The organism is Arthrobacter sp. T2-23 (assembly GCF_055398325.1).
The window spans coordinates 2,531,246-2,553,819 of record NZ_AP027917.1; the positions used below are offsets into that span (position 1 = coordinate 2,531,246).

The window sequence follows — 22,574 nt, forward strand, 5'->3', positions numbered from 1 at the left end:
CCATGAGCTACACCTACAGCACCGCCGTCCAGCTCAGCTGGGCCGAGGCGGTGGAGAAGACCCGTGCCGCCCTCGCGGACCAGGGCTTCGGAATTCTTTCCGAGATCAACGTCCGCGACACTTTCGCGGCGAAGCTCGGCGAGGAGGCGGCGAAGGCCGTGGGCGACTACGTGATCCTGGGGGCCTGCAACCCGCAGCTGGCGAGCCGTGCCCTGGCGGCCGAGCCGGAACTGGGAGCCCTGCTTCCTTGCAACGTGGTGGTCCGCCGGGGTCCGGGCGCGGCCGAAACGACGGTGGACGCGATCGACCCGCAGACAATGGTGCAGCTCAGCGCCAGCCCGGCGGTCCGGGAGGTGGCGGACGACGCCGGCGCCCGGCTCCGCGCAGCCCTGGCCCAGCTGGCGGGCAACTCCTAGGAGCGCTGCTGGATTCGCTGCCGGATTCTATGCGCCGTGCACCTTGTGCTGGCCGCCCCGGCGCGCGCGGTAGGCGTAGACCAGCAAGGCGATCCCGCCCAGGATCATGCCGACCGGGACGGCGAAGTCCAGGGCAATGAGCACCGCCGTGGCCTGAAGGGCGAAAATCAGGCCCAGGACGCCGAGGACGGCGGCTGGAATCAGCGGCCATTTCATCCGGCCCGGGTGCTCGGAAATTCCGTCGGAAAGCCGGACCCGGACCAGGGACAGCAGGCCGAACGTGGCTGCCAGGCCCAGGAACAGGACGGCGGCCACGGCGGTGCCCGGCAGCCCTGGCGGAAGGGCCACGATGACAGCGAGTGTGAACATCACCCCGCAGGGGATCAGGGCCCACCAGTTGCCGCGTTCGCGCAGGTAGACCGCGGCGAATCCGGCCGCCATGAACAAGAACAGGTATGCGCCCGCCGTCGCCGGGGGAGAGCTGCGTGGCGGTGATGACCGCGGCAAGGCCAAGGAACACCGAACCGGGGATGGCCGCCCACCAGTTCTCCCGGCTGCGGACGAACAGGGATGCGAACACCAGACCCACCGCGGCGAAGATCAGCGGCGGCAGGAACGCGGCAACCTTGAAGATGCCGAGCAGGTCCAGCAGCAATAGCGCGCCCACCGTCATAAGGACGATACCCGCGACGATGCTTGACTTTGCCGATTTCACCGTGGGCCTCCCGGAATCCGGCGGGCGGCCGCGCCGCTCTGTTCATTCAGGCTATGACGCCCCGGCGGGCCGCCGTAGGGCACAAAGCCCCCGCCCTCAGCGTCCCCGGCGGCGCCTGCTGCGGGGACGACGGCGCTCGACGCGGGCGCGGATGCCCAGGAGCATCCGGCGCTCCATCAGGAACTGCAGCGGCTCGAGCAGGACACGCAGTGGAATGCTGAGCACCAGAGGCGAGTAGTCATACCGGGTCCTCGCCAGCAACCGGGTGCTGCGGGCGCCGAGGGGCTGCAGCACGAACGTCCAGCCAACCTCCAGCCGGGGACCGGCCACGCGCCGTTCAATCCCGGCGCCCTCTCCGGCCACCTGCCCGGTGCGCGGGTCCATGGTGCCGCCCAAGGCCAGCACTCTTTCGGGCTCGAGCCGGCGGACCGGAACGCCGCCGCTGGGGGCCAGCGGAATGACGTCGCCAACGGCGAGCTGCTGGAACTCGGGGATGATCCGGTCAGCGCTGTGCATGCCGAGACCGGCCGCATTCTCCAGGGCGTCGAAGCTGTACATGCCGCCGCGTCCGGCCCCGAGCTGGACCAGCCATGGCCACACCGCCGACGGCGGGGCTGCGATGCTTACCGCGCGCGTGCTTTGCAGCCGCGGCGCGGGCACCAGTTCGTCGCCGGCCAGGGGGCCGGCGGCTTCCTGCGCCGTCGCTCCCCAGTTGAGCAGCCGCGGCCGGACGGCGAGGACGTAGCCTGCCGCCGCCGCCGCGGCGCCGAGCGCCGCGAGCGGGCCTTTCCATCCGGCCGGTGGCTGCACGCGGGGCGCGGCCCCGCCGTTGCGGCCGGCACTCATTCGCCCGGCTGGCCTTCACGGGCGTCCTGGCCGACCACCAGGACCGGGCAGTGGGCGTGGGCCGCGCAGGCGCCGCTGACGGAGCCCATGACCTGGGCGAGGAAGCCGCCCTGGCCGCGCCGGCCGACGACGAGCAGCTGGGCATCCTTGCTCTCATCGATCAGCACCTTGGCTGGCGGCCCGAATTTGACCTGCCGGGTGAGCCGCTCCGGGCGGGAGTCCCCGAAGGCCCGCTCCAGGGACTGCTCCACGAGGCGCTTCGCCGTCTCCTCGAGCTCGCCGGCGGAGGGCGTGCGCTCCTCCGGCAGGTGGGAAGCGAGGAAGAAATCCGAGGTGCCCAGGCACGTGACGACCTCCAGCGGGGCGTTCAGGCTGCTGGCCATGCGTCCGGCGAGCCGGAGCGCCGTCGTTGAAAACTCGGAGCCGTCCACGCCCACGACAATCCGCTGATCTCCGCTCATGGCACCCACCTTTCCGGGTCACCCCGGCAGTGCCTAGGGCCAAAGGTCACCGCGCCCCGCAGCGTCCCCTCGGCCGTCAGGGGTGCACCGCCCTTGCCGGCCGTTCTAGGGTGGAGGGATGGCAGGCACCCGACCACCGAGGAGACCCCGATGAAAATTGCAGTGACCGGAGGAAGCGGAAAGCTCGGCAGGAACGTCGTCCGCAGGCTCGGCGACGACGGACACCAGGTCACCAACCTGGATCAAACGGGGGAGCGGGGGCCCGGATTCACCCGGGTGGACCTGCGCGACTACGGGCAGGTGGTGGATGTCATCCTGGGCCTGGATGACCGGCACGCCGGGTTCGATGCGATCGTGCACCTGGCCGCCATCCCGGCGCCCGGCCTCGCCCCGGACGCGGCGACATTCGAAAACAACATGCAGGCCACCTACAACGTGTTCCAGGCAGCACGCCGCGCCGGCATCAAGAAAATCGTCTACGCCTCCAGTGAGACGGTGCTGGGCCTGCCGTTCGACGTCGACCCTCCCTACCTCCCGGTGGATGAGGACTACCCGGCCCGGCCGGAGAGCACCTATTCGCTGGTCAAGCACCTCGAAGAGCAGATGGCGATCCAGCTCACCCGCTGGGACCCGGCGCTGAGCATCACCGGCCTGCGCTTCTCCAACGTGATGGATCCGGAGGACTACGAGGAGTTCCCATCCTTCGACGCCGACGCCCGGCTGCGCAAGTGGAATCTCTGGGGCTACATCGACGGCCGCGACGGCGCGCAGGCGGTGGCCCGGGCGCTGGAGCACGGCAAGCCCGGCTTCGAGGCCTTCATCGTCGCGAACGCGGATACCGTGATGAGCCGCCCCAGCAGCGAGCTGGCCGCCGAGGTGTTCCCGAGCGTCTTGGTGGTTAAGGAACTCGGCGAGCACGAGACCCTGCTCTCGATCGAGAAGGCCAAGCGGCTCCTGGGTTACGCTCCGGAGCACAGCTGGCGCAACTACCACTCGCTGCGCACCACCCCCACCGAAGACTGATCAGGAGTCCCATGGAATACCGCACTTTGGGCGCCAGCGGCGCCGTCGTTTCCAACTACGCGCTGGGCACCATGACCTTCGGAGCGGAAGCCACCGAGGAACAATCCCACGACATCCTTGACGGTTACCTCGCGGGGGGAGGCAACTTCATCGACACCGCCGATGTCTACTCGGCAGGGGCTTCCGAGGAGATCATCGGCCGCTGGCTCGCCGCGCGGCCGGAAGCGCGGGACCGCGTGGTGCTCGCCACCAAGGGCCGTTTCCCGATGGGCCAGGCTCCAAACGACGTCGGCACCTCCCGCCGGCACCTCAACCGCGCACTGGATGGTTCGCTCCGCCGCCTGGGCGTGGAACAAATCGACCTGTACCAGTTGCACGCCTGGGATCCCATAACGCCGCTGGAAGAAACCTTGCGCTTCCTGAACGACGCCGTCAGCGGCGGGAAGATCGCGTACTACGGCTTCTCGAACTTCCTAGGCTGGCAGCTGACGAAGGCCGTGCACGTGGCCCGTTCGCACGGGTGGAGCCCGCCGGTGACGTTGCAGCCGCAGTACAGCCTGCTGGCCCGCGAGATCGAGTCGGAGATCGTGCCGGCCTCGCTCGACGCCGGGATCGGCCTGCTGCCCTGGTCGCCGCTGGGCGGGGGCTGGCTTTCCGGGAAATACCAGCGGGACCAGCCGCCGTCGGGCGCCACCCGGCTGGGCGAGAACCCCAAGCGGGGCATGGAGGCCTGGGAGGCCAGGAACGCGGATCCGCGCACGTGGGAGATCCTGGATGCCGTGAACGACATCGCCGGTCAGCACGACGCAAGCGCCGCCCAGGTGGCGCTCGCCTGGCTGGCGGAGCAGCCGGCCGTGACCTCGGTGATTCTGGGCGTCCGGAGCACCAGACAACTCGCGGACAACCTCGCGGCAGCGCACCTGGAGCTTTCCGGGGAGGAACTGCGGCGGCTGGGTGAGGTGAGCCGTGCACGCGTCGGGGTGTACCCCTACGGCCCGATGGCCCAGGATCAGCGGAGTCGGAAGATCGAGGGCGGCCGGTAGCGTCCAACTTGAGCCGAAGCTGATCCCGCGTCGTGGTGGGCTCGGGCTAGTGGGCTTCGGGCTCGTGGTGGCTGGACCAGATGTCGCCGATTTCCTCGGTGGACTGTTCCACGATCCTGCGCATGGCCGCGTGCGCCGCATCCATCTCGCCGCGCTGGATGGCGCTGGCGACGTCGACGTGCAGCTGGAGCGCCTCATGCTGCGGCAGATGGGGCATCAGGCCATGCTCGGTCCGGCCGGTCAGGACCTCGGCGACGAGGTTGTGGAGCTGGGAAAACATCGGGTTGCCGGAGGCCCGGAGGACGGCGGCGTGGAACTCGATGTCCAGCCGCAGGAACTCGCCCTGGTCGCCGCGCTGGCCCGCAGCCCAGAGCCGCGCGGCCTGCGAGACGAGGTCACTGCCGGTGTCCCAGGACGCCCGCTCGGCAGCCAGACGGGCAGCCTGCGGCTCGATCGCGCCGCGGAGTTCGTTCAGGGCGCGCAACTGGTCCACCCGCCGGGACGAGGCCAGCCTCCAACGGATCACCTGCGGGTCATAAAGGTTCCAGGACTCCTCCGGCTGCACCACGGTGCCCAGCCGGCGTCGGGATTCCAGCATGCCCATGGATGCGAGCACCCGGGTTGCTTCCCGCACGACCGAACGGGACACACTGTGCTGCGCCTCCAGCTCGTCCAGGCGAAGGATGGAGTGCGGCGCCAGGCTCCCCTCGGCAATGGCGAGCCCCAGGGTCTGGACCAGCACGGAGTGCAGGTCAGCTGGAGACTCCGCCTTTGGGGTTTGCATGAATAAATCATACGGGTGGGCGCAAGGGGTTGTTTAAGTCTGCTTTATTTCTCTAAGATCGCTCCAGAGCAGATGTAAAGATGCATCCGCGGGTGGCTGGAGCTTGATCCGGCCCTGAAGACAAGGGAGTCGTAATGAAGCGGCGTTCAATTGTGAAGTACGCGGCCGTCGCCGCGGCGCTGTCGCTCGGCCTGACCGCCTGTGGCGGCGGCAGCGGCAGCGGCGATGCCAAGGCCGCCGGCACGGTCCGGGTCACACTGGCCAACCACGTGTGGACCGAGGGCATCAAGGCAGCCATTCCGGAATTCGAAAAGGCCACCGGCCTCAAGGTCGAGCTCACCCAGCTCGGCGAGGACCAGCTTTCGGACCAGTACAACGTCAAGCTCAACGCCGGCAGCGACGAAATCGACGTCATGATGTACCGCCCGCTCCAGGAAGGCAAGGCGTTCGCGAAGAACGGCTACCTCGCCGACCTGACGTCCAAGGTCTCCTCGGACGCCGGCTGGGACTGGAAGGACTACCAGGAGGGCCCGGTCAAGGCCTCCACCGTTGACGGCAAGGTGGTCGGCGTTCCGATCATCACCGAGCGCGAGGTGCTCTACTACCGCAAGGACCTGCTGCAGGCAGCCGGCGTCGCGGTCCCCAAGACCATGGACGAGCTGCAGGCCGCCGCCAAGAAGATCTCCGAAGCCACCCCGGATACCGCCGGGTTCGTGGCCCGCACCGGCAAGTCCGCCGCGGTCACCCAATTCTCCAGCTTCCTCTACAGCTTCGGCGGCGACTTCATTGACGGCAGCGGCAAGTCCGCCGTCGGCAGCGACGCAGCGAAGAAGGCCTACTCCTTCTACGGCGGCCTGATCAAGAACTACGGCCCGAAGAACGTCAGCACCGACATGAGCTGGCCCGAGGCGATGGCAATTTTCACCCAGGGCAAGGCCGCCTTCTACACCGAGGCCGACTCGCTGTACAAGAACGCCACCGATCCGGCCAAGTCCAAGGTCGCCGACAAGGTCGGTTTCGCGGCCCTTCCCGCCGGCCCGGCCGGTTCCAAGCCGTACAACATCCCGTCCTGGGGCCTCGCCGTGAACAAGGCCTCGGGCAACCAGGACAACGCCTGGAAGTTCATCCAGTGGGCCACCAGCAAGGACCGCACCCTGCAGGCCCAGAAGGCCGGCGTTCCCGGTCCGCGTGCCTCGGTCTGGGCTGACCCGGCCGGTACCTCCACCTACCCGAAGGACCTGGCTGAGGCCATCGCTGCCAGCGCCAAGAACGGGGTCGGCCACGACCGTCCCGAGGTTGTCACCGTGGGCAAGGCCCGCGAAATCGTGGGTGCTCCGATCGTTTCGACCATCACCGGTGCCGATGCCGCGGCCGCGGCCGACACGGCGAACGACGCCTTCCAGAAGTTCCTGGACAGCGAAAAGAAGTAACGCCGCGGCGGGACGCGCCTGACGCGAACCCCCTGCGCACACCGCTGCGGCGGGACGGCTGCCGAGCCGCCGTCCCGCCGCAGCCACGCTCTTAACTTCACCCCCAACTCCTTAGGTGAACCATGTCTGTACTGAACACCTCCCGCGGCGACACCGCCCGTGACACGGCCCGCGGCGCCGGCCGCACGGCCCGCACGCCCGGCCCGCGGAAAGACTTCTCCGCCTGGGCCAACCGGCACCGCAAGTGGCTCTTCGCCGCACCGGCGATGATCTTCGTCGGCGTGCTGATCGTCTTCCCGCTCGCGTGGACGCTCTACCTGAGCCTCACCGACTCGCAGGGCTCGGTCCGCGCCGCCTCCGAGTTCGTCGGCCTCGAGAACTACCTGACGGTGCTCTCCGACGTCGAACGGTTCTGGCCCGCCGTCGGCCGCACACTGAGCTTCACCGGCGTAGCGCTGGCCTGCGAAGTTGTTCTGGGCATGGGCATCGCCCTGCTGCTGTGGCGCCCCTTCCGCGGCGAAAAATGGGTGCGGGTCGCCATCCTGCTGCCGCTCGTTGCCACCCCCGTGGCCGTCGGCATGATGTGGCGGCTGATTTTCGACCCCAACATCGGCTTCGTCAACCAGCTCCTCGGCATGATCGGTATCCCCCCGCAGCCGTGGCTCTCCGGCCAGGACACCGCGCTGGGCACCACGATCTTCATGGACATCTGGCAGTGGACCCCCATGGTGGTGCTGATCCTGCTCGCCGGCCTGACCTCGCTCTCCGAGGAACCGGACGAGGCAGCCCGGATGGACGGCGCGAACGCCTTCCAGCGCTTCTTCTTCATCACCCTGCCGCTCATGATGCCGACCGTGATCGTCGCCATCCTGCTGCGCGGCATTGACGCTCTGAAGACCTTCGACATCCTCTACGCCACCAAGGGCAAGGGCGGCGGTTCCTTCCACGAGGTGGAGACCCTCAACGTCTACGCCTACGGCCTGAGCTTCGATTACAACCAGTACGGGCTCTCCTCCGCGGTGCTGATCCTGTTCTTCATGATCATCATCGGCACCATGTGGCTGCTGACCATGCGCAAGAAAGCGGTAAGCAAATGACCGTCCTGAACACGAACATCGAAAACACCAGCACCACGGCTGCCCCCCGGCCCGCGCAGGCCCCCCGCCGCCGCAAGCCGCTGGCCACCCGCGCCTACAAGGTGTTCCGGGTTGTTGCCCTGATCGCCGTCGTGCTGTTCCTGATCGCCCCGCTGTTCTGGATGCTGCTGGCCTCCTTCAAGACCAACGTGGACATCTACGACACGGCCAAGTCCTTTGTCTTCACCCCCACCGGCGAGAACTACGCCAACGTGCTGCAGCGCAACAACTACTTCGTCTTCATCTTCAACAGCTTCTGGGTGGCGTTCGTCTCCACCGCGCTGTCCCTGGTCCTCGGCGTCCCGGCGGCCTACGCGATGAGCCGCTTCACCATGCACCGCTCGGCCCTGGTGGTCCTGATGGCCCGTGTCATCCCCGGCGTCTCGCTGCTGGTGCCGTGGTACTACGTCTTCTCCAACCTGAAGATGGTGGGCGGCTTCGAGGTCCTCATCCTCAGCCACATGTTCGTGGCACTGCCGCTGATCGTGTACATCATGATGAGCTACTTCGATTCGCTGCCGCTGGAGCTGGAGGAATCCGCCCAGGTGGACGGGCTCACCCCGATCGGCGCGTTCCGGCGCATCACGCTGCCGCTGTCCGTCTCCGGCATCGCCACCGCCGGCATCCTGTCCTTCATCTTCTCGTGGAACAACTTCATGTTCGCCCTGGTGCTGTCCGGGTCCAAGACCAAGACGCTGCCGGTGGCGATCTTCGACTTCGTCTCCTACGCCAGCATCGACTGGGGCGGACTGATGGCCGCCGCCACGGTGGTCACCATCCCGATCATGATCATTGCGCTCTTCACGCAGAAGTACATCGTCTCCGGCCTCACCGCCGGCGCGACCAAGGGCTAGGCAGCATATGACACGCATCAGCAGGATTGAGACGTTCCTCGTCGCGCCGCGCTGGCTCTTCGTCCGGATCGAGACCGACAGCGGGATCGTCGGCTGGGGTGAGGCCAGCTGCGAGGGGCGCAGCGAAACGGTCCGCACGGCCGTGGACCAGCTCTCCGAGCTGCTCATCGGCAACGACGCGCTCCGGATCGAGGACCACTGGCAGGTCATGACCAAGGGCTCCTTCTACCGGGGCGGACCCATCCTGGCCAGCGCCGTCTCCGGCCTGGACCAGGCCCTCTGGGACATCGCGGGCAAGCACTTCAACACTCCCGTGCACCAGCTCCTGGGCGGCCACGTCCGCGACCGGATCCGGATGTACGGCTGGGTGGGCGGGGACGAGCCCAACGAGGTGGCCGACCAGATCAGCGCGCAACTGGAGGTCGGGCTCACCGCCGTCAAGATGAACGCCAGCGGCCGGATGAGCCCCATCGCCTCGGTGGCGGAACTCGACGGCGTCGTCCGCCGGGTCGCGGCCGCCCGCGAGGTCCTCGGGGACCACCGCGACGTCGCCGTCGACTTCCACGGCCGCTTCAGCCTGGCCAACGCCCGCCGGGTGGCGCCGCTGCTGGAGCCGTACCGGCCGTTCTTCCTCGAGGAGCCCGTGGTCCCGGAAAACACGCACCTGCTCCGGGAATTCACCGCCAGCACCACGACGCCGGTCTCCACCGGCGAGCGGCTCTACAGCCGGCAGGAATTCCTGCCCGCGCTGCAGGCCGGGATCGCCGTGGCCCAGCCGGACCTCTCCCACGCCGGCGGCATCACCGAGGTCCGCAAGATCGCCTCGCTGGCCGAAATCTACGAGGTCCAGCTGGCGCCGCACTGCCCGCTGGGGCCGCTGGCGCTGGCCGCCTGCCTGCAGGTGGGCTTCGCGACGCCCAACTTCCTGATCCAGGAACAAAGCATCGGCATCCACTACAACCAGGGCGCCGAAGTCCTGGACTACGTGGTGGACAAGAGCCCGCTGAAATTCGTCGACGGGCACATCGAGCGCCTCACCGGCCCGGGGCTGGGCATTGAGATTGACGAGGCCGTCGTCCGGGCCGCGGACAAGCGCGGCCATGCCTGGCGCGGCCCCGTCTGGCGCCACCCCGACGGCGCTTTCGCGGAATGGTGAACGAGATGATCTCCGAGCCCACCCCCGGGGCCCTGCTGGCCGGGATCCGTGAGACCCGCCTCGTGGCGATCGTGCGCGGTACCGACGGCGGAGCCGCCGCCCAGGCTGCCCTCGCGGCCATGGCGGAAGGCTTCCGCTACGTCGAGATCGCCCTCACCACCCCGGACGCGCTCGCCGCCATCCGCGCGGTCCGCGCCGCGGCCCCCGCAGGCTGCTTCGTCGGAGCCGGCACCGTCCTCACCGCCGCGGATGTGGCGGAGGTGGCCGAGGCCGGCGGCCAGTTCATGGTGACGCCCTCGCTGGCGAGCTCCATCCAGGAATCCGCACGCCTCGGCATTCCCGTCCTGGCCGGTGCGCTGACCCCCAGCGAGGCCTACGAGGCCATGAACCGCGGCGCCACCGCGGTGAAGCTCTTCCCCGCCTCGATCGGCGGCCCCGGCTACCTCAAGGCGCTCCGCGACCCCTTCCCCGGCATTCCGTTCATCGCGGTGGGCGGCGTAGGGCTGGACGAGGCCGCCGGCTACTGGGACGCCGGCGCGATCGCCGTCGGACTCGGCGGGCCGGTGTTCGGCGACGCAGGCTCGGGCGGGGACCTCGCCCCGATGCGTGAGCGGGCCCGGGCGTTCGTCGGCCTCGCCGCCGGCTACGGCCGGCCGGGAGCCGCGGAGCGGGCGCGATGACGGTTGACCTGCTCACGCTTGGCGAATCGATGGTCTCGCTGCGGTCGGGCGGGCCGCTGTCCGCCGGCGGCAGCCTGTCCATGCACGTGGCCGGGGCGGAGTCCAACGTCGCCGTCGGCGTCGCCCGGCTGGGCCACAGCGTCGCCTGGGCCGGCGTGGTGGGCGCGGACCCGCACGGCGAGTTCATCCTGCGGCAGCTGCGCAGCGAGGGCCTGGCGGTGCAGCACCGGGTGGACGCCGCCCGCGCCACCGGAGTGATGTTCCTGGAGCGGCGCACCGCGGACATCAGCCGCGCCTACTACTACCGCGCCGGGTCCGCGGGCTCCACGATCTGCCGCGAGGATGTGGACCGGGCCTTCGCCGCCGGCCCCCGGGTCCTGCACCTCACCGGCATCACCGCCGCCCTCAGCCCGGACGCGCGGCGCGCCGTCGAATACGCGGCCGCACGCGGTGCGGCCGAGGGCCTGGTGGTGTCCCTCGACGTCAACTACCGCAGCAAGCTGTGGTCCCGCGACGAGGCCCGCGCCGTCCTCACCCCGCTCGCCCGGCACGCCGGCGTCCTGGTGGCCTCCGACGACGAACTCGGCCTGGTTGCCGACGGCGGCGGCGCAGCCGGCGGAACGGACCCGGACGGGTCCGAACTGGCCCTGGCCGCCGAGCTCCTGGACCGCGGCGTGCAGGAGGTCGTGGTCAAGCGCGGCGCTGCCGGCGCCGGGGTGCACACCTCCGCCGGCCGCTGGGAAGCCCCAGCCGTCCCGGTGACCAGCATCGACACCGTCGGGGCCGGGGACGCCTTCACCGCGGGCTACCTTTCGGCCCTGCTCGACGGCGGCGACATCGCCGAACGCCTGCGGCGCGGCACCCTCGCCGGCGCCTTCGCCGTCAGCACCGCGGGTGACTGCGAGGGCCTGCCCAGCGCCGCGGAACTGGCGCTGCTGGGCGCCGCGCCGGACGGCAGCACCCAGCGCTAAAGACCCCCAACCCGCCCCGGACCCCCATCCCGATCGATACCGAAAGCCTGGACCCGCCGTGAAAATCATTGCCGCCGAAGTCTTCGTCACCAGCCCGTCCCGCAACTTCGTCACGTTGCGGATCACCACCGAGGACGGCGTCACCGGAATCGGCGACGCCACCCTGAACGGCCGTGAGCTGGCCGTCGCCGCGTACCTGAAGGAACATGTGGCGCAGCTGCTGATCGGCAAGGACCCGCACCGGATCGAAGACACCTGGCAGTTCCTCTACCGCTCCGCGTACTGGCGCCGGGGTCCGGTCACGATGGCCGCGATCGCCGCCGTCGACATGGCCCTGTGGGACATCAAGGGCAAGCTGGCCGGGATGCCGGTGTACCAACTCCTCGGCGGCGCGTCCCGGAACGGGCTGCGCGCCTACGGGCATGCCTCGGGCTCGGACCTGGAATCGCTGTTCGACTCGGTCCGGGAACACCTGGAACTCGGGTACAAGTCCATCCGGATCCAGACCGCCGTGCCCGGCATCAAGGCCGTCTACGGCGTCGCGGCCCAGGCGCAGGCCTCCGGGGAGCGGTACGACTATGAACCGGCCGGTCGCGGCGCGTTCCCGCAGGAGGAGGACTGGGACACCCGCGCCTACCTGCGGCACCTGCCCTCGGTGTTTGAGGCGGTCCGGAACGAGTTCGGTCCCGAGCTGCCGCTGCTGCACGACGGGCACCACCGGATGACCCCGATCCAGGCCGCGAAGCTGGGCAAGGCGCTGGAGCCGTACGACCTGTTCTGGCTGGAGGACTGCACGCCGGCAGAGAACCAGGAGGCGCTGCGCCTGGTCCGGCAGCACACCACCACCCCGCTGGCGATCGGTGAAATCTTCAACACCGTGTACGACTACCAGAGCATCATCAAGGAACAGCTGATCGACTACGTCCGGGCCGCCTCCACGCACTTCGGCGGGATCTCGCCGCTGAAGAAGGTGATGGACTTCGCCGCCCAATACCAGATCAAGTCCGGCTTCCACGGCCCCACGGACATCTCCCCGGTCGGCTTCGCCGCGCAGCTGCACGTGGGCCTGGCCATCCACAACTACGGCATCCAGGAATACATGCAGCACTCGGACAAGACCAACGAGGTCTTCGAGCAGTCCATGACCTTCGTGGACGGCTACCTGCACCCGGGGGACAAGCCCGGCATCGGCGTCGAATTCAACGAGGAGGCCGCCGCGGCCTACCCGTACCAGCAGGCCTACCTGCCCTACAACCGCCTCGTCGACGGCACGGTCCATGACTGGTGATGGGCCACGGCAGGTGCGCGGCCGCTAAACAAAGAAGGTCCCGGGCGGCGAGTCGATGCTCAGCCGCCCGGGACCTGGCTTGTTCGGGCCCGGAGCCTGGCGGCCCGGTCCCGCGGTGCATCCGCCCTAGTGGACGAGTTCCCGGGTCATTCCGAAGGGAACCTGGTCGGAGAGCGCTGCCGTGTAGTGGCCCGGCTTGACGCGCGTCAGCAGGATGCCGTGGGTGCCCGTCAGCATGGCGAGCCGCTGCAGCCCCAGGACCGCGTCGTTGAGCCGTTCGTCAAGCAGCCGGGGGCTGTCGATCTGGATTTCAATGCACTCGCTTGCTGTCGTCATCGCACAGTCTTCCTGAAGGTGGTCGCCTTGGTGGCCAAGGGCTGAAGCGAGAGTAACGTCTGATTTAAACGTGAGTCAACTCACCACGCGGGCGGCCTTGTGGGCGTGTCGATCCGGCGGCAGGCATGGCTGAAGTGAACAGCGCAACCGGAACCGCGATAATCTTCACGGAAGAAAATAACAACACACGTGCAGAGGCGGATGCGGGCAATGGCTCAAGACCAATCAAGGAAATCATCCGGCTGGTGGCGGGGCTTCCACGACAAGTTCGTGGTCGAAGAGCGCTACATGGACGTGGAGGCACGCAGGAACCTCTACCGGACCGCCGTCGGACTCATGGTCTTCGGTGCCGTGTTGTTCACCTTCATCCTGGTCAGTGTCCTGCAGCACGGTGGCATCAGCGTCGTCGACGAGCCGGTGCGATCCTGGCTCGTGACGCTGCGCGGGGAGCCCACCACGACCATCATGATCATCCTGGCCATCGTCTTCGGCCCGATCGGGCTGCCGATCATCATCCTGGTAGTCACCGTGGCCTGGGGGCTGCTGGCCAAGCATGCGTGGCGGCCGGTCGTCCTCGCCGGCGCCATGCTGACCGGCGTCATCCTGGCCCAGCTCATCGGCCGGACGGTTGAGCGGCACCGGCCGCCGGTGGATCTCATGCTCTTCGGGGCGGACTCCACCTTCTCGTTCCCCTCCGGCCACGTCCTGGGCGCGTGCGACTTCCTCCTGGTCACGACATTCCTGGTCTTCTCGCGCCGCAAAAACCCGAAGGCTGCCGTGGTGGGCTTCGTGGTGGCCGGCATCGGGATCTTCTTCGCCGCCGTGAGCCGGCTCTACCTCGGTTACCACTGGACCACCGACGCCCTCGCCTCCCTGTCGATCTCCTTCGTGATCCTGGGCGCGGTGATCATGCTGGACACCTGGCGAACGGCCCGGATCCCCGGGGAGCAGGTCACCGGCGAACTCTCCAAGCATGAGACCGGCGCGGACTAGGCAACAACGGAATGAGGGGCGCCTGCCGGTCAGCGCGCCCCTCGTCGTTTAACGCCTCGGCTTACGCCGCTCCAGCTCCGCCCGGAGGATGGCATTGGCCGCCTCCAGCTCCAGCACCTTGGCCACCCCGGCCAGGTTCAGGCCCTCCTCCAGGAGTTCGCCGATCCGCCGCAGCACCACCAGATCCGTGTCGCTGTACTGCCGGGTGCCGCCCGCCGTCCGGTCCGGCCTCAGCAGCCCCTTCCGTTCGTACAGCCGGATGTTCTGCTGCCCGGTCCCGACCAGCTGCGCCACCACCGAGATCGCGTAGACCCCGACGTCTGCCCCGCGGTCAGCCATGGCGCCACCCCCTTCATTCGTCACAAAATTTCCTCTTGCAGTAGTCTCGCACTGGTGCTATAAAAAATCTATATCCACCACCACAGATAATTGGGGGCTGGATAGTCAACAAGAATTCAGGACTCACTGTGATGAAGGAGTGGTAAATGATGTTGATGCGTACGGACCCGTTCCGTGAACTGGACCGGCTGACGCAGCAGGTTTTCGGAACGACGGCCCGGCCGGCCACCATGCCGATGGATGCATGGCAGGAGGACGGCGAGTTCGTCGTCGCGTTCGATCTTCCCGGCGTCAACGTTGACTCGGTGGACCTCGATATCGAGCGCAACGTCCTGACGGTCAAGGCCGAAAGGCGCGACCCGACGCAGCCCAATGTCGAGCTGCTGGCCTCGGAGCGGCCCCGCGGTGTGTTTAGCCGCCAGCTGATCCTGGGCGACACCCTCGACCTGGACAACGTCAAGGCCAACTACGCCGACGGCGTCCTGACCCTCCGTATCCCGGTGGCGGAGAAGGCCAAGCCCCGGAAGATCGAAATCACGCACAGCCAGGACAAGCCGCAAGAGATCGCGAAGTAGCCGCGCCGGCCGGTGTGGGCGGCCGGCGCGAGCGGGGATCCGCGAAGGATCCCCGACGGAGGGGGTGGAATCATGAACCGTGACCCGCGTGGTTTCTACGCCGCCCTGCACGTCGCGCCGGACGCCACGCAAGCTGAGATCCAGCGTTCCTTCCGGGCACTGATGCGGCTCCGGCACCCGGACCGGGAGGCGTCCGCTCCCGTCGTGTCCCGCACCGCGCCCGACGGCGGGGACGAAGTCCGGCTCATCCTGGAATCGTTCGCCGTCCTCAGGGACCCGAGGTCGCGGGCGGAGTATGACCCCGCTGCCCGCACCGGGGACGCCGCGCCCGCCGGGGCGGGAGGCCGCGACATCCCGGTCCGCCGCCACCGGGAGCGGGAACCCGTCCTGCGGGTGAGCCCGGTGCGGTGGGAACGGGGTCCTGAATGACCGCGGCGCCGGCAGCGCGGTGGCGCCGCACCAGCCAAGGAAGTCCACGGGAAGGAGTACTGCCATGAGCGCATGGCGGCGTTACGATTCGCACCTGATGCCGGCGTTCCACGAACGGTTCGAGGAACGGTGGGGCGAGGGGACAGCGCCGTTCCTTGACCCCGAGGCCCACGAGTTGCCACTCCCGCGTGCGCAGTGGATCAACGTGGACACCGGCGCTGCGCTGGCCGTGGTGCCGATCTGGTCCGCCGAGGACAGCCAGCAGCGCTCCTTCGGTGTGTTTTACCTGCCCCCGGCCGGGGACATCTGGGTACTCCGGCCGGGCTTCACCGGCTACCTCGAGCCCGCGGCGGACGAGGCGGAGCAACTGGTGAGCCTGCGGAATGACGCCTTCAAGAAGGCCGTGGCGCATGCCAAGGAGTTCCTCCTGGGCCCGGAGGGTTCAACGTACTGAGCGAAGCCCGGTACAAAGCGACCCGGGGCCACCCCGACGCGCCGGTTGTGGCGCGGGCCCCTGCCGGGGCCTAAAATCAATCAACCACCAGCGCAACTGCATAGGGGATCCGCCAATGAACGCTTCCGCCCACGATCTGGCTGCCCTGCTGCCTTCCGGTTTCACCATGGGGGTGGCGACCGCCGCGTTCCAGATCGAGGGGGCGCTGGACGAGGACGGGCGGGGCCCCTCGGGGTGGGACGCCTTTGCGGCCAGGCCCGGCACCATCGTCGAAGACCACAGCCCCTCCATGGCCTGCGACCACTACCACCGGATGCCCGAGGACGTGGCGCTGATGAAGGAACTGGGCATCGATTCGTACCGGTTCTCACTGTCCTGGCCCCGTATCCAGCCCGGCGGCAGCGGTCCGGTGAATCCCAAGGGGCTGGACTTCTACGACCGCCTGATCGACCTGCTGCTGGCCAACGGGATCTCCCCGATGGCTACCCTGTACCACTGGGACACGCCGCTGGAGCTGGACGAGGCCGGCGGCTGGATGAACCGGGACACCGCCTACCGGCTGGGGGAATTCGCCGCCATTGCAGCCGCGGCCTACGGCGACCGGGTGGCCCGCTGGGTGACCATCAACGAACCGGCCACGGTGAGCGCCAACGGCTACATGCTGGGCGTGCATTCCCCGGGCGAAGCCCACATGCTCAAGGCGCTCCCGAGCGTCCACCACCAGCTGCTGGGCCACGGGCTGGCGATGCAGGCGCTGCGGGAGGCCAAGGTACCCGGCGAAATCGGCCTGACCAACGTCTACTCGCCGATGGTCCCGGCCTCCATCAACCCGTTGGACAAGGTCAGCGCCGGGCTGATGGACATGGCCCAGAACCGCCTGTACGCGGATCCGGTGCTGCTGGGCAAGTACCCGGATGCCATCAGGGCCGCCACGTTCTTCTCCTCGTTCAGCCCGTCCAGCGAGGACATGGAGCTGATCTCCCAGCCCCTGGACTTCTACGGGCTGAACTACTACATGCCCACCCGGGTTGCCGCCGGACCCGGCGAGGGCACCGTGCCGAAGGGCATGGCCGAGGCCATGGGCAACGACCTCAACGGCGGCGGATCCGGAACGCCCTTCCACATCCAGAGCTTCCCCGACACCGAAATCACCGCCTACGGCTGGCCCATCAAGCCTGACTACATGGCCGTGGCGCTCGCGGAAATGGCCGAGCGCTACCCGGAACTGCCGCCGGTCTATATCACCGAGGGCGGCGCCAGCTTCGAGGACCTGGAGATCCACGACGCCGAGGGCCGGCTGATCGTCCCGGATGAGCGCCGCGTGCGGTACCTCGCCGAGCACATCGGGGCCGCTATCGAGGCGACGTCGCCCGGGGGCGCCGCCGAGTCGATCGAACTGCGCGGCTACTACGTGTGGTCGCTGCTGGACAACTTCGAATGGTCCGCCGGCTACAAACAACAGTTCGGCCTGATCCATGTGGACCGGGACACCATGGCCCGGACGCCGAAGGCCTCCTACTACTGGATTCGGGAGCTCATGGCGGCCCGGAACCGCGACGCGGCCGGCGTCGGGGCGGCGGACGCCGCACTACCCAACGCCGCAACGCCGGACACAGCAATACCGGACGCAGCAATACCGGACGCAGCAACGCCCGACGCCGAAGCCCCCGCGGCGGAAGCCGGAACCGCGGCCGGGGGCTAGAGGAGCTCCAGCTCCCGCAGGCGCTTGGCCATCCCGGCGCCGTCGGGCGAATAGACCCAGGGGACCGTCGAGCCGGTGTGGTCACCGTTTTCGGAGTGGCCGCCGGCCAGCACCGCTTCGCCGGTGGAGAGCTGGCGGATGCCGATCGCGGCCACCTGGTCGGCGTGGGCCTGGGCGAACTGCGAATAGATGGACTCGTCGTGCTGGCCGTTGTCTCCGAAGAGGAGCCAGCGCATGTTGGGGAACTCCTTGGCCAGCAGCTCCAGGTTCCGGCGCTTGTGGTCCTGGCCGCTGCGGAACCAGCGGTCGTGGGTGAGTCCCCAGTCCGTCAGCAGCAGGGTCCCGGAGGGGTACATGTTGCGGGTGATGAAGCGGGCCAGGGTCGGGGCGGCGTTCCACGGCCCGGTGGACAGGTAGATCACCGGTGCCTCGGGGTGTTCCACCAGCAGCCGGTCCATCAGGACAGCCATGCCCGGGGTCGCCATCCGGGCCCGTTCGTTGAGCACGAAGGTGTTCCACAGCGCCAGGAACGGCCGGGGGAGTGCCGTGACCATGATCGTGTCGTCAATGTCGGAGACGATGCCCAGCGTGGTGTCCGGAGAAATGACGTAGATCTTCGCCTCCGCAGGCTCGGTCCCCTCGGCGCGCAGGACGGCGGTGTGCCAGCCGGGCGTGAGCTGAACCGGGACCACGGTGTCCACGATGCCGCCGCGGTCGGCGTTCACCCGGATGGTCGTGCCGCCGATCTCGATGTCCACCTCGACGAACTGGATCGGGACGGAGGTAAAGGCGCGCCAGCCACGGACATTCTGGTTGCCGTTCTGCGCCGCCTCCTCCGCCCGGCTGCCGGGCGTCGGCTTGCTGGTGAGCACCACGCGGCCCAGGATCCGGACCCACTCGGTGGAACCGTAGCCCTGATAGGCGACCGTTTGCGGGGCGAACTTCCAGCGCCTGGCGGCTTTGAGGCGGAGATGGTTCACGGTGTCCGAGACCCGGTGGGCCAGTCGGAATGCCTGGCTGCCCTGGACCCGATTGTTCGGGGCCGGGCAGTCCGAGTCCTTTTGCGGTGGTCCCTGCGACGCCATTTCCATACGTCCACTCTCCCACAGCAGGCACAGCGGCCGGAGATTACGTCGGCGGATCAGCCGTTTGCCAGCAGCTCGCGGAGCCGGGTGGCGTTGCGCACCGCGTTGCCCCGGCCGTCGTTGTTGAAGTACGCGTAGACGTCCCGGCCGGACGCCTGCCATTCGCGGATCCGGTCGGCCCACCAGCCCAGCTCCTGCTCGGAGTAGGACCCGGCGTAGAGGTGGTCCCGGTCCGGGCCGTGCAGCCGCACGTAGACGAAGGCGGCGGTGGCCCGCAGGATGCAGGGAAGCTGCGCCCCGCTCATCACGCAGTAGGCGGCCCCGTGCCGCTCCAGCAGCGCGTACACCTCCGGGTGGTCCCAGCTGCGGTGGCGGAACTCCACGCTCACGCGGATCCACCCCGGCAGCGCCGCCAGGAAGTAGTCCAGCCGGGCGTCGTCGCGGGCGAAATCGGGCGGCAATTGCACCAGCAGCACGGCGCGCTTGTCGCCGAGCTCGTGCCAGCACCGGGTGATCCGCTCCACCCAGGCCTCCGGACCGTACAGTTTTTTCCCGTGCGTCAGCCCCCGCGGCGCCTTGACGGACATGGTGAACCCCTCGGGCAAGCGGCGCTGCCAGCCGGCAAAGGATGACTCCCGGGGCCAGCGGTAGAAACTCGCGTTCAGTTCCACGGTGGTGAACCGGGACGCGTAGCGGGCCAGCCGGTCCCGGGCCGGCAGCCCCGGCGGGTACAGCACGTTCTCCCAGTGGTCGTAGCTCCAGCCGCTGGTTCCGATGTTCGCCGCTCCGCGGCCCATTCCCTGTTCCGGCATGCTGGGATCCTAGCCCGCCGGCACGGCCGGGCCCATCCCTGCCGCCGGAATCCTCGTTGGCGGTGATGCCATGTGGCACTGTAAGACCCATGGCACGCATCGAGGATTACGCAATGGTCGGCGACCTGCATACCGCCGCACTGATCAGCACGGAAGGCTCCATCGACTGGCTCTGCCTGCCCCGGTTCGATTCGCCGGCCTGCTTCAATGCACTGCTGGACAGCCCCAAGGCCGGCCGCTGGTTGCTCGCACCGGCCGCCGGCGGCGAATGCACCAGGCGTCGCTACCGCAAGAACACCCTCATCCTCGAAACCGAATGGGAAACCGAGGACGGCAAGGTCAAGGTCATCGACTTCATGTCTCCCCGCGACGGCGCGGCGGACATCGTGCGGATCGTGGTGGGAATCCGCGGGACGGTCCGGATGCGGGGCGAACTGGCCCTGCGGTTCGACTACGGCCATATCGTCCCCTGGGTCCGTCACGACGAGCACGGGATCCACGCCGTGGCCGGCCCCGACGCCGCGTACCTCGTGACCGAGGCGCCGCTCCGCGGCGAGCACATGCAGACAGCCAGCGACTTCACCGTCAAGGCCGGGCAACGGATTCCCTTTGTGCTGACCTGGGCCCCCAGTCACCTGGGACGACCGCGCAGGGTGGACCCGGAAGGCGTCCTCGCGGCCACCGAATCGTTCTGGCAGGAGTGGTCGGCCAAGTGCAGGGTCACCGGCCCGCACCGCGATGCCGTGCTGCGCTCGCTGATCACGCTCAAGGCGCTGACATTTGCCCCCACCGGCGGGATCGTGGCCGCCGTGACCACGTCGCTGCCCGAGGAACTCGGCGGGGAACGCAACTGGGACTACCGCTACTGCTGGCTTCGTGACGCGACCCTGACGCTGGAAGCCCTGCTCTCCTCGGGCTACTCCGAGGAGGCAGGGGCCTGGCGGAACTGGCTGCTGCGGGCAGTGGCCGGAGATCCCGCGGATCTGCAAATCATGTACGGGCTGCATGGCGAGCGCCGGCTGCCCGAAATGACGCTGGACTGGCTGGCCGGCTACGAGGGGTCGAAACCGGTGCGGATCGGCAACGGCGCGGCCGGACAACTGCAGTTGGACGTCTGGGGCGAGGTGCTGGACTGCCTCGCCCTGACCCGCACCGCGCTGCTGCGGGACGGCGACGATTCCTGGGACGTCCAAATCGCCCTGATGGAGCATCTGGAGACAGCCTGGGACCGGCCGGACAACGGCCTCTGGGAAATGCGCGGACCGCGCCGCCACTTCACCCACTCCAAGGTGATGGCCTGGGTGGCGGCGGACCGGATGGTCAAGGGAGTCCGGGATTTCGGCCTCCCCGGCCCCGCGGACCGCTGGGAGACCCTCCGCGACACCATCCACGCCGACGTGATGGCCCACGGATTCGACGCCGAGCGCAACACCTTCGTGCAGTCCTACGGCCGGCCGGAGCTGGACGCCAGCCTGCTGCTGATCGCGCGGGTGGGCTTCCTGCCGCCGGACGATCCACGGGTGGTCGGGACCATCGATGCGGTGCAGCGGGAACTCACCCATGACGGCTTCCTGCTGCGCTACCGGACGGAGCAGAGCGACGACGGGGTACCGGGCGGCGAGGGCGTGTTCCTTGCGTGCTCCTTCTGGCTCGTGGACGCGCTGATCGGTGCCGGCCGCCGCCGGGAAGCCACGGAACTGTTCGAGCGGCTGCTGGCGCTGCGCAACGACGTCGGGCTGTTGAGCGAGGAATGGGACGTCCAAGAAGCGCGGCAACTCGGGAACACGCCGCAGGCCTTCAGCCACTTCGCCCTGGTACGCAGCGCACTCCAGTTGCAGGCGGGCGGCCACTGAACACCAGCCCGCCGCACCGCCCGCCGTCGATCCGCCTCGAAACCCGACTTTTCTCCAGAGCTTAGATAAGTATACTTACTAATATCCCCGCAAGGGGTGCAGGATTGAAGGAGTATGCAATGGCTGGCTATTTCGAGCTCGTGGATGCGCCCGACGGCGGTTACCGGATTCGGATGTTGGACGCTGCGGGCGACCTCATGGCCGTCTCCGTCACGTTCCCCACGAAGCGGGCAGCCGTGGCGGGCATCGCCCAGGCCCGGGAGATCGCCGGAACCGGCCTCATCAGGGACCGCAGCGGCGACAGCCAGTCCGCTGTGATGGCGTCCCTGGCGAAGCGGCGGACCGGCGGCGGCGCAGGCCGCGGCTCCTCGCTCTCTGGAGGCACCCTGGCGGCAACGAAGCGCACCCGTGCCCACCACTGACCCTGCCCGCACCGGGGCGGTCCTCTTCGACGTCGACGGGACGCTGGTCGACTCTTCCTACATCCACACCCTCGCGTGGTGGCAGGCGTTCCGGCAGGCCGGCTATGACGTCCCGATGGCAAGCATCCACCGCTCGGTGGGAATGGGCGGGGACAGAATCCTTGACCACCTGCTGCCGGAAGACCGCGATCCCGACGGCGACGCCGACATCATGACCTCCCATGCCGCCGTGTTCTCCACCTTCTGGCCGTCGCTCCGGCGGCTCGACGGCGCCCGGGACCTGCTGGCGCAATGTTTCGACTCCGGCCTCGCCGTCGCCCTCGCCTCCTCGGCACGAGACCGCGACCTGGAGATTCTCCGCGCCACCATCGACGCCGACGCCTACATCCACGCCGCCACCAGCTCCGCCGACGCGAAGGAAAGCAAGCCCGCGCCGGACATCCTCGCCGCTGCGCTTGAGGCCGTGGGGGTGGCCGCCGAGAATGCGGTCTACGTGGGCGACGCCGTCTGGGACATCTACGCTGCCGGCGCCTTGGGCATTCCGGCCATCGGACTCACCTGCGGCGGCACCAGCGAAGCCGAGCTCCGCGAAGCGGGCGCCGTCGAGGTCCACGAGAGCCCGCGGGCGTTGCTGGACAACCTGGCCGGCAGTGCCATCGGCAGGCTGGCCGCGCGCGTCCGCTGACGTTTCACCCGGCATCCCGGAGCGCGGCCACCCAGGCTCACGACGACGGGAACTTCTGCCAAAGCTTCAGGAAGGCCCGTTCCGCG

Annotated in this window: 27 protein-coding genes; 19 read left to right on the forward strand and 8 right to left on the reverse strand. The window is 68.7% G+C overall.

Features of this window, described 5'->3' with window-relative positions; translation table 11 throughout:
• Positions 1-2 precede the first annotated feature (2 nt).
• Positions 3-416, forward strand: coding sequence for a DUF302 domain-containing protein (locus ACZ5Z0_RS11730; protein WP_464108582.1), 414 nt, complete (start codon positions 3-5; stop codon positions 414-416).
• Positions 417-443: 27 nt separating this feature from the next.
• Here ACZ5Z0_RS11730 and ACZ5Z0_RS11735 read toward each other — a convergent pair whose 3' ends face one another.
• On the reverse strand, positions 444-857 hold the full coding sequence (locus tag ACZ5Z0_RS11735) for a hypothetical protein (RefSeq protein ID WP_464108583.1): 414 nt from the start codon (positions 855-857) through the stop codon (positions 444-446).
• On the opposite strand from ACZ5Z0_RS11735, the gene ACZ5Z0_RS11740 reads away from it, so the two are divergent.
• Entirely contained in the window at positions 856-1,074 is a 219-nt protein-coding gene (locus tag ACZ5Z0_RS11740; protein WP_464108584.1) for a hypothetical protein, read from the forward strand. The two genes, ACZ5Z0_RS11735 and ACZ5Z0_RS11740, sit on opposite strands and share 2 nt — an antisense overlap.
• 153 nt (positions 1,075-1,227) lie before the next feature.
• On the opposite strand, the gene ACZ5Z0_RS11745 is transcribed toward ACZ5Z0_RS11740, so the two are convergent.
• Together ACZ5Z0_RS11745 and ACZ5Z0_RS11750 are read right to left on the reverse strand one after the other, a co-directional pair.
• Positions 1,228-1,977 carry an SRPBCC family protein gene (locus ACZ5Z0_RS11745; protein ID WP_464108585.1) on the reverse strand — a complete coding sequence of 250 codons (750 nt, stop codon included), beginning with the start codon at positions 1,975-1,977 and terminating at the stop codon, positions 1,228-1,230.
• Positions 1,974-2,438 carry a universal stress protein gene (locus ACZ5Z0_RS11750; protein ID WP_464108586.1) on the reverse strand — a complete coding sequence of 155 codons (465 nt, stop codon included), beginning with the start codon at positions 2,436-2,438 and terminating at the stop codon, positions 1,974-1,976. Before ACZ5Z0_RS11750 ends, ACZ5Z0_RS11745 begins: the two co-directional genes overlap by 4 nt.
• Positions 2,439-2,588: 150 nt before the next feature.
• Here ACZ5Z0_RS11750 and ACZ5Z0_RS11755 point away from each other — a divergent pair, with 150 nt between their 5' ends.
• Positions 2,589-3,461: an NAD-dependent epimerase/dehydratase family protein gene (locus ACZ5Z0_RS11755; protein WP_464108587.1), complete on the forward strand. Its 873-nt coding sequence runs from the start codon at positions 2,589-2,591 to the stop codon at positions 3,459-3,461.
• A gap of 11 nt (positions 3,462-3,472) precedes the next feature.
• Complete coding sequence (locus tag ACZ5Z0_RS11760; protein WP_464108588.1) at positions 3,473-4,504, forward strand: aldo/keto reductase; 1,032 nt, start codon at positions 3,473-3,475, stop codon at positions 4,502-4,504.
• 46 nt (positions 4,505-4,550) lie between these two features.
• Here the strand turns inward: ACZ5Z0_RS11760 and ACZ5Z0_RS11765 are convergent, their stop codons facing one another.
• Complete coding sequence (locus ACZ5Z0_RS11765) at positions 4,551-5,288, reverse strand: FadR/GntR family transcriptional regulator (protein ID WP_464108589.1); 738 nt, start codon at positions 5,286-5,288, stop codon at positions 4,551-4,553.
• Positions 5,289-5,422: 134 nt separating this feature from the next.
• On the opposite strand from ACZ5Z0_RS11765, the gene ACZ5Z0_RS11770 reads away from it, so the two are divergent.
• The 7 genes from ACZ5Z0_RS11770 (at position 5,423) to manD (ending at position 12,803) form a co-directional block, all read left to right on the forward strand.
• Positions 5,423-6,718, forward strand: coding sequence for an ABC transporter substrate-binding protein (locus tag ACZ5Z0_RS11770; protein ID WP_464108590.1), 1,296 nt, complete (start codon positions 5,423-5,425; stop codon positions 6,716-6,718).
• 122 nt (positions 6,719-6,840) lie between these two features.
• Entirely contained in the window at positions 6,841-7,815 is a 975-nt protein-coding gene (locus ACZ5Z0_RS11775) for a carbohydrate ABC transporter permease (RefSeq protein ID WP_464108591.1), read from the forward strand.
• Positions 7,812-8,708: a carbohydrate ABC transporter permease gene (locus tag ACZ5Z0_RS11780; protein WP_464108592.1), complete on the forward strand. Its 897-nt coding sequence runs from the start codon at positions 7,812-7,814 to the stop codon at positions 8,706-8,708. Before ACZ5Z0_RS11775 ends, ACZ5Z0_RS11780 begins: the two co-directional genes overlap by 4 nt.
• Before the next feature lie 7 nt (positions 8,709-8,715).
• Positions 8,716-9,864, forward strand: a complete 1,149-nt coding sequence (gene dgoD, locus ACZ5Z0_RS11785) for a galactonate dehydratase (protein ID WP_464108593.1) — start codon at positions 8,716-8,718, stop codon at positions 9,862-9,864.
• 5 nt (positions 9,865-9,869) lie between these two features.
• A complete protein-coding gene (locus ACZ5Z0_RS11790; protein WP_464108594.1) occupies positions 9,870-10,544 on the forward strand; it encodes a bifunctional 4-hydroxy-2-oxoglutarate aldolase/2-dehydro-3-deoxy-phosphogluconate aldolase in 675 nt (224 codons plus the stop codon).
• Positions 10,541-11,515, forward strand: a complete 975-nt coding sequence (locus ACZ5Z0_RS11795; protein ID WP_464108595.1) for a sugar kinase — start codon at positions 10,541-10,543, stop codon at positions 11,513-11,515. Before ACZ5Z0_RS11790 ends, ACZ5Z0_RS11795 begins: the two co-directional genes overlap by 4 nt.
• Before the next feature lie 58 nt (positions 11,516-11,573).
• Positions 11,574-12,803 carry a D-mannonate dehydratase ManD gene (manD, locus tag ACZ5Z0_RS11800; RefSeq protein ID WP_464108596.1) on the forward strand — a complete coding sequence of 410 codons (1,230 nt, stop codon included), beginning with the start codon at positions 11,574-11,576 and terminating at the stop codon, positions 12,801-12,803.
• Positions 12,804-12,929: 126 nt separating this feature from the next.
• Here manD and ACZ5Z0_RS11805 read toward each other — a convergent pair whose 3' ends face one another.
• A complete protein-coding gene (locus ACZ5Z0_RS11805) occupies positions 12,930-13,139 on the reverse strand; it encodes a hypothetical protein (protein ID WP_464108597.1) in 210 nt (69 codons plus the stop codon).
• A gap of 210 nt (positions 13,140-13,349) precedes the next feature.
• Between ACZ5Z0_RS11805 and ACZ5Z0_RS11810 the strand changes: the two genes are divergently transcribed.
• Positions 13,350-14,132, forward strand: a complete 783-nt coding sequence (locus ACZ5Z0_RS11810) for a phosphatase PAP2 family protein (RefSeq protein WP_464108598.1) — start codon at positions 13,350-13,352, stop codon at positions 14,130-14,132.
• A 48-nt stretch (positions 14,133-14,180) separates the two neighbouring features.
• On the opposite strand, the gene ACZ5Z0_RS11815 is transcribed toward ACZ5Z0_RS11810, so the two are convergent.
• Positions 14,181-14,471: a MerR family transcriptional regulator gene (locus ACZ5Z0_RS11815; RefSeq protein WP_464110775.1), complete on the reverse strand. Its 291-nt coding sequence runs from the start codon at positions 14,469-14,471 to the stop codon at positions 14,181-14,183.
• A 149-nt stretch (positions 14,472-14,620) separates the two neighbouring features.
• Here ACZ5Z0_RS11815 and ACZ5Z0_RS11820 point away from each other — a divergent pair, with 149 nt between their 5' ends.
• From ACZ5Z0_RS11820 to ACZ5Z0_RS11835, 4 genes are all read left to right on the forward strand, one after another.
• Entirely contained in the window at positions 14,621-15,046 is a 426-nt protein-coding gene (locus tag ACZ5Z0_RS11820; RefSeq protein ID WP_464110776.1) for an Hsp20/alpha crystallin family protein, read from the forward strand.
• A gap of 72 nt (positions 15,047-15,118) precedes the next feature.
• Positions 15,119-15,475: a J domain-containing protein gene (locus tag ACZ5Z0_RS11825; protein WP_464108599.1), complete on the forward strand. Its 357-nt coding sequence runs from the start codon at positions 15,119-15,121 to the stop codon at positions 15,473-15,475.
• A gap of 64 nt (positions 15,476-15,539) precedes the next feature.
• On the forward strand, positions 15,540-15,929 hold the full coding sequence (locus ACZ5Z0_RS11830; RefSeq protein WP_138768306.1) for a hypothetical protein: 390 nt from the start codon (positions 15,540-15,542) through the stop codon (positions 15,927-15,929).
• Between the two features lie 115 nt (positions 15,930-16,044).
• The gene (locus tag ACZ5Z0_RS11835) at positions 16,045-17,631 is read left to right on the forward strand and encodes a glycoside hydrolase family 1 protein (protein ID WP_464108600.1); all 1,587 of its coding nucleotides are present in this window, start codon (positions 16,045-16,047) and stop codon (positions 17,629-17,631) included.
• Here ACZ5Z0_RS11835 and ACZ5Z0_RS11840 read toward each other — a convergent pair.
• Both ACZ5Z0_RS11840 and ACZ5Z0_RS11845 read right to left on the reverse strand, forming a co-directional pair.
• A complete protein-coding gene (locus tag ACZ5Z0_RS11840) occupies positions 17,628-18,722 on the reverse strand; it encodes an App1 family protein (protein ID WP_464108601.1) in 1,095 nt (364 codons plus the stop codon). The two genes, ACZ5Z0_RS11835 and ACZ5Z0_RS11840, sit on opposite strands and share 4 nt — an antisense overlap.
• A gap of 50 nt (positions 18,723-18,772) precedes the next feature.
• Complete coding sequence (locus tag ACZ5Z0_RS11845; RefSeq protein ID WP_464108602.1) at positions 18,773-19,528, reverse strand: DUF72 domain-containing protein; 756 nt, start codon at positions 19,526-19,528, stop codon at positions 18,773-18,775.
• An 89-nt stretch (positions 19,529-19,617) separates the two neighbouring features.
• Here ACZ5Z0_RS11845 and ACZ5Z0_RS11850 point away from each other — a divergent pair, with 89 nt between their 5' ends.
• The 3 genes from ACZ5Z0_RS11850 to ACZ5Z0_RS11860 all read left to right on the forward strand — a co-directional run bounded on the left by ACZ5Z0_RS11850 (position 19,618) and on the right by ACZ5Z0_RS11860 (position 22,488).
• On the forward strand, positions 19,618-21,381 hold the full coding sequence (locus ACZ5Z0_RS11850) for a glycoside hydrolase family 15 protein (RefSeq protein ID WP_464108603.1): 1,764 nt from the start codon (positions 19,618-19,620) through the stop codon (positions 21,379-21,381).
• Between the two features lie 119 nt (positions 21,382-21,500).
• Positions 21,501-21,803: a YegP family protein gene (locus ACZ5Z0_RS11855; RefSeq protein ID WP_464108604.1), complete on the forward strand. Its 303-nt coding sequence runs from the start codon at positions 21,501-21,503 to the stop codon at positions 21,801-21,803.
• The gene (locus ACZ5Z0_RS11860; protein WP_464108605.1) at positions 21,790-22,488 is read left to right on the forward strand and encodes an HAD family hydrolase; all 699 of its coding nucleotides are present in this window, start codon (positions 21,790-21,792) and stop codon (positions 22,486-22,488) included. Before ACZ5Z0_RS11855 ends, ACZ5Z0_RS11860 begins: the two co-directional genes overlap by 14 nt.
• Positions 22,489-22,574 lie beyond the last annotated feature (86 nt).

Bases quoted from the DNA above. Each gene is read 5' to 3' on its own strand.
- ACZ5Z0_RS11855 (WP_464108604.1), top strand. From the start codon at position 21,501: ATGGCTGGCTATTTCGAGCTCGTGGATGCGCCCGACGGCGGTTACCGG.
- ACZ5Z0_RS11840 (WP_464108601.1), bottom strand. From the start codon at position 18,722: ATGGAAATGGCGTCGCAGGGACCACCGCAAAAGGACTCGGACTGCCCG.
- ACZ5Z0_RS11760 (WP_464108588.1), top strand. From the start codon at position 3,473: ATGGAATACCGCACTTTGGGCGCCAGCGGCGCCGTCGTTTCCAACTAC.
- ACZ5Z0_RS11770 (WP_464108590.1), top strand. From the start codon at position 5,423: ATGAAGCGGCGTTCAATTGTGAAGTACGCGGCCGTCGCCGCGGCGCTG.
- ACZ5Z0_RS11825 (WP_464108599.1), top strand. From the start codon at position 15,119: ATGAACCGTGACCCGCGTGGTTTCTACGCCGCCCTGCACGTCGCGCCG.
- ACZ5Z0_RS11835 (WP_464108600.1), top strand. From the start codon at position 16,045: ATGAACGCTTCCGCCCACGATCTGGCTGCCCTGCTGCCTTCCGGTTTC.
- ACZ5Z0_RS11815 (WP_464110775.1), bottom strand. From the start codon at position 14,471: ATGGCTGACCGCGGGGCAGACGTCGGGGTCTACGCGATCTCGGTGGTG.
- ACZ5Z0_RS11780 (WP_464108592.1), top strand. From the start codon at position 7,812: ATGACCGTCCTGAACACGAACATCGAAAACACCAGCACCACGGCTGCC.
- ACZ5Z0_RS11830 (WP_138768306.1), top strand. From the start codon at position 15,540: ATGAGCGCATGGCGGCGTTACGATTCGCACCTGATGCCGGCGTTCCAC.
- ACZ5Z0_RS11730 (WP_464108582.1), top strand. From the start codon at position 3: ATGAGCTACACCTACAGCACCGCCGTCCAGCTCAGCTGGGCCGAGGCG.
- ACZ5Z0_RS11790 (WP_464108594.1), top strand. From the start codon at position 9,870: ATGATCTCCGAGCCCACCCCCGGGGCCCTGCTGGCCGGGATCCGTGAG.
- ACZ5Z0_RS11765 (WP_464108589.1), bottom strand. From the start codon at position 5,288: ATGCAAACCCCAAAGGCGGAGTCTCCAGCTGACCTGCACTCCGTGCTG.
- ACZ5Z0_RS11745 (WP_464108585.1), bottom strand. From the start codon at position 1,977: ATGAGTGCCGGCCGCAACGGCGGGGCCGCGCCCCGCGTGCAGCCACCG.
- ACZ5Z0_RS11755 (WP_464108587.1), top strand. From the start codon at position 2,589: ATGAAAATTGCAGTGACCGGAGGAAGCGGAAAGCTCGGCAGGAACGTC.
- ACZ5Z0_RS11750 (WP_464108586.1), bottom strand. From the start codon at position 2,438: ATGAGCGGAGATCAGCGGATTGTCGTGGGCGTGGACGGCTCCGAGTTT.
- ACZ5Z0_RS11740 (WP_464108584.1), top strand. From the start codon at position 856: ATGAACAAGAACAGGTATGCGCCCGCCGTCGCCGGGGGAGAGCTGCGT.
- ACZ5Z0_RS11850 (WP_464108603.1), top strand. From the start codon at position 19,618: ATGGCACGCATCGAGGATTACGCAATGGTCGGCGACCTGCATACCGCC.
- ACZ5Z0_RS11845 (WP_464108602.1), bottom strand. From the start codon at position 19,528: ATGCCGGAACAGGGAATGGGCCGCGGAGCGGCGAACATCGGAACCAGC.
- ACZ5Z0_RS11820 (WP_464110776.1), top strand. From the start codon at position 14,621: ATGTTGATGCGTACGGACCCGTTCCGTGAACTGGACCGGCTGACGCAG.
- ACZ5Z0_RS11775 (WP_464108591.1), top strand. From the start codon at position 6,841: ATGTCTGTACTGAACACCTCCCGCGGCGACACCGCCCGTGACACGGCC.
- ACZ5Z0_RS11810 (WP_464108598.1), top strand. From the start codon at position 13,350: ATGGCTCAAGACCAATCAAGGAAATCATCCGGCTGGTGGCGGGGCTTC.
- dgoD (WP_464108593.1), top strand. From the start codon at position 8,716: ATGACACGCATCAGCAGGATTGAGACGTTCCTCGTCGCGCCGCGCTGG.
- ACZ5Z0_RS11805 (WP_464108597.1), bottom strand. From the start codon at position 13,139: ATGACGACAGCAAGCGAGTGCATTGAAATCCAGATCGACAGCCCCCGG.
- ACZ5Z0_RS11735 (WP_464108583.1), bottom strand. From the start codon at position 857: ATGGCGGCCGGATTCGCCGCGGTCTACCTGCGCGAACGCGGCAACTGG.
- ACZ5Z0_RS11795 (WP_464108595.1), top strand. From the start codon at position 10,541: ATGACGGTTGACCTGCTCACGCTTGGCGAATCGATGGTCTCGCTGCGG.